The following is a 6,505-nucleotide window of genomic DNA, read 5'->3' as shown; positions in this document are numbered from 1 at the left end:
ACACACCCCCCCCCCCCCCCCCCAAACCCACCACACCCCCTGGGGGTGGGCTTGATTTTTTTTTACCTCCCGCGGGGGGCCCGGGGGGGCCGCCCGGGGGGGGGCCCCCGCGCCCCCCCACCCCGGTCCGTTCACCGCCTATATCTTTGCGTATTGAACGAAGCAACGAGACGGACGATCACCGAAAGCGCTTGTGCGCCCCCTCGCCGCCGGGCGGGATCCGGACAGGTCGGCTCCGGTCCCGGAGCCGGGGACGACGAAGCGGCGGCGCCCCCGCACAGGGCGCCGCCGCTCCAGGTTGCCCGGAGCCGTCGTCGGGTCGGTGAGGGTACGGGTGAGCCGACGACGGCCCCGGAGTCCGGGGAGGTACTCGGGTCAGCGGCTGTCGCTGCCCTTCGACTCCGCGGCGGCCCGGCCCGCCTCCAGGCGGGCGACCGGGATACGGAACGGTGAGCAGGAGACGTAGTCGAGGCCCACCTCGTGGAAGAAGTGCACCGACTCCGGGTCGCCGCCGTGCTCGCCGCAGACGCCGAGCTTCAGGTCCGGACGGGTGGCCCGGCCGGCCGCGACGGCACTGCGGACCAGGGCACCGACGCCGTCCTTGTCGATCGTCTCGAACGGCGACACCCCGAAGATGCCCTTCTCCAGGTACGCGGTGAAGAACGAGGCCTCCACGTCGTCACGGGAGAAGCCCCACACCGTCTGGGTCAGGTCGTTCGTGCCGAACGAGAAGAACTGCGCGGCCTCCGCGATCTGACCTGCGGTCAGCGCGGCGCGGGGCAGCTCGATCATCGTCCCGATGGTCAGCTTCAGCTGGGTCCCGGTGGCCGCCTCGACCTCGGTGATGACGCGGTCGGCCTCCTCACGGACGATCTCCAGCTCCTGGACCGTGCCGACGAGCGGAATCATGATCTCGGCGCGCGGGTCGCCCTTGGCGTTCTTGCGGTGCGCGGCCGCCTCGGCGATCGCCCTGACCTGCATGGCGAAGAGGCCGGGGATGACCAGGCCGAGACGGACACCGCGCAGGCCGAGCATCGGGTTCTGCTCATGCAGCTTGTGCACGGCCTGGAGGAGCCGCAGGTCGTTCTCGTTCGCGTCCTTGCGGGACTCGGCGAGCGCGACCCGTACCGACAGCTCGGTGATGTCGGGCAGGAACTCGTGCAGCGGCGGGTCGAGCAGCCGTACGGTGACGGGCAGTCCGTCCATCGACTCGAACAGCTCGATGAAGTCGGCCTTCTGCAACGGCAGCAGGGCGGACAGCGCGGTCTCCCGCTCGTCGTCGGTGTCGGCCAGGATCAGCCTCTCGACCATCTCGCGGCGCTCACCGAGGAACATGTGCTCGGTGCGGCACAGGCCGATCCCCTGGGCGCCGAACCGGCGCGCCCGCAGCGCGTCCTCCGCGTTGTCCGCGTTGGCCCGCACCCGGAGCCGGCGCACCCGGTCCGCGTACGCCATGATCCGGTGCACGGCGGCGACCAGCTCGTCGGCGTCGTCGGCGCCCGCGTGCATGCGGCCCTCGAAGTACTCCACGACCGGGGACGGCACGACGGGGACCTCGCCGAGGTACACCTTGCCGGTGGAACCGTCGACGGAGACGACGTCCCCCTCCTCGACGACGGTGTCACCGACGGTCAGCCGGCGCCGCTTGGTGTCGACCTCGATCTCCTCGGCGCCGCAGACACAGGTCTTGCCCATGCCGCGGGCGACGACGGCGGCGTGCGAGGTCTTGCCGCCGCGCGAGGTCAGGATGCCTTCCGCGGCGATCATGCCGTCGAGGTCGTCCGGGTTGGTCTCGCGGCGGATCAGGATGACCTGCTCGCCCGAGCGGGACCACTTGACGGCGGTGTACGAGTCGAAGACCGCCTTGCCGACCGCGGCGCCCGGCGAGGCGGCGATGCCGCGGCCGAGCAGGACCGTCTTCGCCTCCTCGTCGAAGCGCGGGAACATCAGCTGCGCCAGCTGCGCCCCGTTGACCCGCTGCAGCGCCTCCGCCTCGTCGATGAGTCCCTGGTCGACGAGTTGCGTCGCGATCCGGAAGGCGGCACCGGCGGTGCGCTTGCCGACCCGGGTCTGGAGCATCCACAGCCGGCCGCGCTCGATGGTGAACTCGATGTCGCACAGGTCCTTGTAGTGCGTTTCGAGGGTCTGCATGATCTGCATCAGCTGGTCGTACGACGTCTTGTCGATCGATTCCAGATCGGCGAGCGGCACGGTGTTGCGGATACCCGCGACGACGTCCTCGCCCTGTGCGTTCTGCAGGTAGTCGCCGTAGACACCGGCGTGGCCGCTGGCCGGGTCGCGGGTGAAGGCGACCCCCGTACCGGAGTCGGGGCCGAGGTTGCCGAAGACCATCGAGCAGATGTTGACGGCCGTGCCCAGGTCGCCGGGGATGCGCTCCTGGCGGCGGTAGAGCTTGGCGCGGTCGGTGTTCCACGAGTCGAAGACGGCCTTTATGGCCAGGTCCATCTGCTCCCGCGGGTCCTGCGGGAATTCGCGTCCGGCGTCGCGCGTGACGATCTTCTTGAACTGCTTGACCAGCTTCTTCAGGTCGGCCGCGTCCAGATCCACGTCGACGGTGACGCCCTTGGCGTCCTTCGCCGCCTCCAGCGCCTCCTCGAAGAGGTCGCCGTCGACCCCGAGGACGGTCTTGCCGAACATCTGGATGAGACGGCGGTACGAGTCCCACGCGAACCGCTCGTCGCCGGCCTGGGCGGTGAGGCCGACGACGGACTCGTCGGAGAGGCCGATGTTGAGGACCGTGTCCATCATGCCGGGCATCGAGAACTTCGCGCCGGAGCGGACGGAGACCAGCAGCGGGTCGTCGGCCTGGCCGAGCTTCTTGCCCATCCGCTTCTCCAGGGCGGCGAGGTGCGCACTCACCTCGTCGCGGAGCTCCGTCGGCTCCTCACCACTGTCGAGGTAGACCTTGCACGCCTCGGTGGTGATGGTGAAGCCCGGAGGGACGGGCAGCCCGAGGTTGGTCATCTCGGCGAGGTTGGCGCCCTTGCCGCCGAGCAGGTCCTTCAGATCCTTGTTGCCCTCGGTGAAGTCATAAACGAACTTCTGACCCTGGAGCTCCGACGTGGATACGTGAGGATCTTTGTTTTCCGACACGGGTCTCGACTCCTAGAGGACTCGGGTGGCTGCCCTGACGGCGAGGAACATACCCAGATCGAAGGTGTCTGGGTACGTCCACTTGCGCGTCATGCGGCCTTAACCACTCGTCCGCCAGCAGATCGAAAGTCACGCTCGGGTATCACTCCACAGGCACGATCGTTCGACTCTTGAACGAATAACTACATTAAGTATCCAAAGTGAGGCCAATCGCGCACAGCGAGTAGCGAACCCGTCGATCGATCAAAGTAAACCCCAGTGGCACCCAGTGCCATCATTTGAGAAATGCAGCTCGTCAGAATGTGCTCATCTGAGCAATCAGCCCCTCAGGGGTGGCGAGAATCACGCCCCGACAGGCGCTCAGATGTCGCCATCCGGGCGCCCTCGTGGCGACGCAGCGTCACCCGTCGACCGCAAGGCGCGAAAGAAAAGCGGACGGGACGCCGCGACATGCCTCCATCGCGCCGCCGCGGCGCCCCGCATCATCCGATCCACCCCCGTCCGGCGCTCAGATGAGCAGACGGGTCGGGGGCACCCGGTGCCTCAGCCGCCGGAGGTGTCGAGCTCCGCGTCCGCGCTCACGCCCGAACAGTCGTAGGGGTCCTTCAGCCAGCCGTCCGGCAGCACCACGCGGTTGTTCCCGGAGGTGCGCCCGCGCGGCCCGTCCGCCCCGTCCGGCCATGCCTGGTCCAGGTCGAGCTCGTGCAGCTGCCCGCCCAGCTCGTCGAGCGACGAGGTGACCGCGAGCTTCTTGCGCATCTCCGAGCCGACCGAGAAGCCCTTGAGGTACCAGGCCACGTGCTTACGGAAGTCGATCACGCCGCGGGTCTCGTCGCCGATCCACTCCCCCAGCAGCGTGGCGTGCCGCACCATGACCGTCGCGACCTCGCGCAGCGTGGGTGCCTGCCTCGTCCCCGTACCCTCGAAGGCGCTCACCAGGTCGCCGAAGAGCCAGGGGCGGCCCAGGCAGCCACGACCCACGACCACGCCGTCGCAGCCGGTCTCGCGCATCATCCGGAGGGCGTCGTCGGCGCACCAGATGTCACCGTTGCCGAGGACCGGGATCTCCGGGACGTGCTCCTTGAGACGGGCGATGGCGTCCCAGTCGGCGGTGCCGCCGTAGTGCTGGGCGGCGGTCCTGCCGTGCAGGGCGACGGCCGTGACGCCCTCCTCCACCGCTATCCGGCCCGCGTCGAGGTAGGTGAGGTGGTCGTCGTTGATGCCCTTGCGCATCTTGATGGTGACGGGCAGGTCGCCCGCGTTGGAGACGGCCTGGTTGAGGATGGCGCGCAGCAGCGGCCGCTTGAACGGGAGCGCCGAGCCACCGCCCTTGCGGGTCACCTTGGGGACCGGGCAGCCGAAGTTCAGGTCGATGTGGTCGGCGAGGTTCTCGTCGACGATCATGCGGACGGCCTTGCCGACCGTGACCGGGTCCACTCCGTACAGCTGGATCGAGCGCGGGGTCTCGCTCGCGTCGAAGTGGATGAGCTGCATGGTCTTCTCGTTGCGCTCGACCAGCGCCCGCGTCGTGATCATCTCGCTGACGAACAGCCCCTTGCCGCCGGAGAACTCCCGGCACAGGGTGCGGAACGGGGCGTTGGTGATGCCGGCCATGGGGGCGAGGACCACCGGCGGCTGCACGGTGTGCGGGCCGATCCGGAGCAGCGGGGGCGCGGGGGCGAGCGTGGTCATTGCTCCATTGTCGCGTATGCCGGGAGCGGCTTCGGCGGACACGGCCCCGGCGGGTCCGGCCCCCGTGGGCACGCCCGCGGGGGGGCACCGCTCCGGTGGACACCGGCATGGGAGGCGGGGCGCCACGTCGACGAGGTTCGTTAGTTAACCGTACTATCGATGTATGCCCGAGCTCAGCCATAAACGGCGGCAACTCGTGCTGGCGATCTGCTGCATGAGTCTGCTGATCGTCAGTCTCGACAACACCGTCCTCAACGTCGCCCTGCCCTCCATGCAGCACGAGCTGCACGCCGACGTCGCCGGCATGCAGTGGACGATCGACGCCTACACCCTCGTTCTCGCCTCGCTGCTGATGCTGGCGGGTTCCACCGCCGACCGGATCGGACGGCGGAAGGTCTTCAAGATCGGGCTCGTCCTGTTCACCCTCGGTTCGGTGCTCTGCTCCGTGGCGCCGAACCTGGAATCGCTGATCGCGTTCCGGATGGTGCAGGCGGTCGGCGGCTCGATGCTCAACCCCGTCGCCATGTCGATCATCACCAACACGTTCACCGACCCGCGCGAGCGAGCCCGTGCCATCGGGGTGTGGGGCGGGGTCGTCGGCATCTCGATGGCGGCGGGGCCACTGGTGGGCGGTCTGCTCGTGGACTCGGTCGGCTGGCGGTCGATCTTCTGGATCAACCTGCCGGTGGGACTTGCGGCGCTGCTGCTCACCTGGCGCTACGTCCCCGAGTCCCGCGCCCCGAAGCCGCGCCGCCCCGACCCTGTGGGGCAGCTGCTGGTCGTCGCGCTGCTCGGTTCGCTGACGTACGCCATCATCGAGGCGCCCTCCGCGGGCTGGGCCTCGCCGCGGATCCTGGTCTTCGCCGCGATCACCGTGTGCGCGCTGGCCGGGCTGCTGATGTACGAACCCCGGCGCGCCGAGCCCCTGATCGATCTCCGGTTCTTCCGCAGCGCCCCGTTCAGCGGTGCCACCGCGATAGCGGTCAGCGCATTCGCCGCACTGAGCGGCTTCCTCTTCCTGAACACGCTCTACCTGCAGAACGTGCGCGGACTGAGCGCCCTGCACGCCGGTCTGTACATGCTGCCGATGGCGGCGCTCACCTTCATCTGCGCCCCGCTGTCCGGGCGGCTGGTCGGCAGCCGCGGGCCCCGGCTCTCGCTGCTCGTGGCGGGCTCGGCCATGACCGCGTGCGGGCTGCTGTTCGCGGCGTTCGACGCGGAGTCGCGGAACGTGATGCTGTTCGCCGGCTATCTGCTGTTCGGCATCGGCTTCGGCATGGTGAACGCGCCGATCACCAACACCGCCGTCTCCGGGATGCCGCGCTCGCAGGCCGGAGTCGCGGCGGCGGTCGCCTCGACCAGCCGGCAGATCGGCGGGACCCTGGGGGTCGCCGTGATCGGAGCGGTGCTGGCGGCGGGCGTGGCCGGCACCGGTTCCCCGCGCGGCGCCTCGTACGCCGCCGCGTTCGCGGACGCGAGCAAGCCGGCCTGGTGGATCATCACCGGCTGCGGGCTGTGCGTACTCCTCGTCGGCATGCTGACCAGTGGGCCCTGGGCGCGGAGGACCGCCCGGCTGACCGCGGAGCAGCTGGAGACACCGGCCGGGCCCCGCCCCCGCGCCCCCCCCCCCGCCCCCGCGCGCCGCGCCCCCCCCGACGACATCAGTCGGCGGTTCGAGTTCGGCCAGCCGATCCTCGTC

3 protein-coding genes are annotated in these 6,505 nt (G+C 69.6%); 1 reads left to right on the top strand and 2 read right to left on the bottom strand.

What is annotated here, in order from left to right; genetic code table 11:
* Positions 1 to 375 precede the first annotated feature (375 nt).
* Both ppdK and dusB read right to left on the bottom strand, forming a co-directional pair.
* Positions 376 to 3,114, bottom strand: coding sequence for a pyruvate, phosphate dikinase (gene ppdK, locus ACFVXE_RS07875; RefSeq protein WP_389670138.1), 2,739 nt, complete (start codon positions 3,112 to 3,114; stop codon positions 376 to 378).
* Between the two features lie 543 nt (positions 3,115 to 3,657).
* Complete coding sequence (dusB, locus tag ACFVXE_RS07870) at positions 3,658 to 4,806, bottom strand: tRNA dihydrouridine synthase DusB (RefSeq protein ID WP_389670137.1); 1,149 nt, start codon at positions 4,804 to 4,806, stop codon at positions 3,658 to 3,660.
* Between the two features lie 163 nt (positions 4,807 to 4,969).
* Between dusB and ACFVXE_RS07865 the strand changes: the two genes are divergently transcribed.
* On the top strand, positions 4,970 to 6,505 hold a 1,536-nt coding region (locus ACFVXE_RS07865), incomplete at its 3' end, for an MFS transporter (protein WP_389670136.1).

It is taken from the genome of Streptomyces sp. NPDC058231 (assembly GCF_042882275.1).
Classification (GTDB): Bacteria; Actinomycetota; Actinomycetes; order Streptomycetales; family Streptomycetaceae; genus Streptomyces.
The sequence above is the reverse complement of the archived record's forward strand: the minus strand, read 5'-3'. Positions and strand labels throughout refer to the sequence as shown.

What these genes read in the sequence shown, in the direction of transcription:
- dusB (WP_389670137.1), bottom strand. Translation starts at nt 4,806, where the DNA reads ATGACCACGCTCGCCCCCGCGCCCCCGCTGCTCCGGATCGGCCCGCAC.